Origin of the sequence: Wenzhouxiangella sp. XN79A (genome assembly GCF_012272825.1) — a bacterium.
Classification (GTDB): Bacteria; Pseudomonadota; Gammaproteobacteria; order Xanthomonadales; family Wenzhouxiangellaceae.
Genome location: NZ_JAAWWS010000148.1, coordinates 1 through 2,618, shown reverse-complemented (window position 1 = coordinate 2,618; position 2,618 = coordinate 1). Strand labels below are relative to the sequence as shown.

Annotated in this window: 3 protein-coding genes; 2 read left to right on the top strand and 1 reads right to left on the bottom strand. The window is 66.5% G+C overall.

Translation table 11 applies throughout. The features are described 5' to 3' along the window. Positions 1 to 318: 318 nt before the first annotated feature. Both HFP89_RS08865 and HFP89_RS08860 read left to right on the top strand, forming a co-directional pair. Complete coding sequence (locus tag HFP89_RS08865) at positions 319 to 741, top strand: DUF4124 domain-containing protein (protein ID WP_168717303.1); 423 nt, start codon at positions 319 to 321, stop codon at positions 739 to 741. Between the two features lie 59 nt (positions 742 to 800). Beyond that, positions 801 to 1,283 (top strand): transposase, encoded by a 483-nt coding sequence (locus HFP89_RS08860; protein WP_168717302.1) that lies wholly within the window; start codon positions 801 to 803, stop codon positions 1,281 to 1,283. 312 nt (positions 1,284 to 1,595) lie between these two features. On the opposite strand, the gene HFP89_RS08855 is transcribed toward HFP89_RS08860, so the two are convergent. Next, complete coding sequence (locus HFP89_RS08855; RefSeq protein WP_168717301.1) at positions 1,596 to 2,255, bottom strand: hypothetical protein; 660 nt, start codon at positions 2,253 to 2,255, stop codon at positions 1,596 to 1,598. Positions 2,256 to 2,618 lie beyond the last annotated feature (363 nt).

The window sequence follows — 2,618 nt, the reverse complement described above, 5'->3', positions numbered from 1 at the left end:
GGAGATCGAGCCGCCCCGATCCGATCGCCTGTTGGAGGGAGCTTGCTCGCGAACCGCCCCGGCCAGCCTTCGCCCGCAAGCGGCCTCCAACAGGAGATCGAACCGCCCCGATCCGATCGCCTGTCGGAGGGAGCTTGCTCGCGAACTGCCCCCGGCCACTCTTCGTCCTGAAGCGGACCCGACTCTCCGGTATTCGTCGGAATAGTCGATTTCCTACAAGAATTCGAGTCGATTTCCGATAGCGGACGGTCGAGTTCTGGCCGAGACTGCAGCCGTTGGCAAACGCGGCCGCTGGCACGGCCGCAGACGGGAGGACGCATGCAGCACCTTGCATGGGGCTTCGGGCTGGCACTGCTGCTGGCAGGCAGCCCGACCATCTACGAATGGATCGACGAAGACGGCAACCGCCACTTCTCCGATCGAGAGCCCGACGTCGCCGGGTGGTCCGAGCGCGTGATCGACGAGCAGGCGATCTCGACGTATCGCGCGCCGGACCACCCGGCACCGCAGCGGCGACGCCACGCGGAGCCCCCGGACGACGCCAACGAGGCGCCTTCGACAAACCGGAGCGCGTCACCGTTTTCGCCCGATCCGAATCAGCACGCCCGCTGCACCCGCCTGCTCAACCGCATCGACGCCATCCAGGACGAACTCCGCGCCGGCTACCGCGAACCGCGCGGCCAGCGGCTGCGGGATCGGCGGAGGGAGCTGAGAGAGGCGTATCGCAAGGAGTGCGATTGAGGGTGGGCCTCGCGGTATCCAGGACGGCCCGTTGGAGGGCGCTTGCGCGCGAACCGACGTTGAATCGCGCGGGCCACCTCGCTGAGACAGGGCCACAGTTCGCCACTCGCCGCCTGCGGCGCGGCCGCATCTCCAGCCCTGGCGAAATCTATCTGCTGACCGCCGTCACCCGGTGCCGAGCTCCCGTATTCGCCGACTTTGCTGCCGCGCGCTGCGCGGTTCACGGCATCGCGACCTGTCGAAACGACGCGACAACCCTGTGCTTTGTCGTGATGCCGGATCATGTTCACTGGCTGGTTCAACTCGCTGATGGTCTCCGACTCCACCAGCTGGCGGCCAAGGCGAAAGCCCATACGTCGCGGTTGCTGAACCGGACCGGAGGTACGACGAACTCGATCTGGCAGGACGGCTTTCATGATTATCGCCTCCGCCCGAGCGACGACCCGCGACCGGTCGCACGCTACGTCATCCGGAACCCGATCCGAGCAGGGCTTGTCGGCTCTGTTCGTGACTACCCGCATTGGGATGCCGTCTGGCTCTGAATCTTCGCCCGCAAGCGGCCTCCAACAGGAAGATCGAACCGCCCCGATCCGATCGCCTGTTGGAGGGAGCTTGCTCGCGAATCGCCCCGACCACCCTTCGCCCGCAAGCGGCCTCCAACAGGAACCTCCGCCAGAACGGCCTGTTGGAGGGAGCTTGCTCGCGAACTGCCCCGGCCAACCTTCGCCCGCAAGCGGCCTCCAACAGGAACCTCCGCCAGAACCGCCTGTTGGAGGGAGCTTGCTCGCGAACTGCCCCGACCACCCTTCGCCCGCAAGCGGCCTCCAACAGATGGGATCAGGCTTGGCGGCGGGTCAAAGCCCCCACCACGCCAGCACGTAGGTCTCCATCAACTCCTGGCGGTGCGGTTCGACGAGGTCGATGGTTTCCTGCGGGATGGTCTGGTTGAACTGCGCGCCGTTGGCAGCGTTGGCGCCCTGGGCGATGGCGGCGACGGCGACGCTTTCGCCGAGTGCCTTGTAGACCGTATTCCGGGTCCAGCGGTATTCCTCGAGCGAGAACTCCTGCGCATTCAGCGCCTCGACCTGAGCCCGCTTGGCGTCGAGCAACAGCCCGGCAAGGTCGCCGTAGGCGTCGGCCAGTTCGGCCAGGCCCATCTCGCTGCCTTCGGCTTCCAGATCCTGCTTCTGCTGGTCGTACTTGGCGTCGAGCTCCTGCAGGCGGCCTTCGAGCACGTCGCGCATCTGGGCGTGGGCCTGCATGAATCGGTCGAAGCGCGCCTCGTCGAGCTGACCTTCCGGCGGCGCGCTGAACGCGGCCCGATTCGCGACCGTGGCGTCGAGCTCCTCGAACTCTTCCTGGAGCCTGGCAAACTCCTCGACCGCATCGAGGCTGCCGGTCACCATCCCGACACCGGCGCTGATGTCGTCGCCGAACTTCCACCAGACCACGCCGATCCCCGCGACCGAGAGCAGCAGGCCGACGCCGAGACAACCGATCAGAAACTTGCCCATGGTGACGATTCCTTCTGTTGTTGATTTCTAAAGGTACGAGAAGCGGATTCGAAATGCGACATCGCACCCTTCGCCCCGCCCGGCGAAGCCGGTCTCCCACAGGCCTTCGGTCGGGCGCCGCGATGAATTCGACTGTTGGAGGGAGCTTGCTCGCGAACCGCCCCGGCCACCCTTCGCCCGCAAGCGGCCTCCAACAGGAACCTCCGCCAGATCCGCCTGTTGGAGGGCGCTTGCGCGCGAACCGCCCCGGCCACCCTTCGCCCGCAAGCGGCCTCCAACAGGAACCTCCGCCAGATCCGCCTGTTGGAGGGAGCTTGCTCGCGAATCGCCCCGACCACCCTTCGCCCGCAAGCGGCCTCCAAC

Coding starts and splice junctions, on each gene's coding strand:
- HFP89_RS08865 (WP_168717303.1), top strand. CDS start 319: ATGCAGCACCTTGCATGGGGCTTCGGGCTGGCACTGCTGCTGGCAGGC.
- HFP89_RS08855 (WP_168717301.1), bottom strand. CDS start 2,255: ATGGGCAAGTTTCTGATCGGTTGTCTCGGCGTCGGCCTGCTGCTCTCG.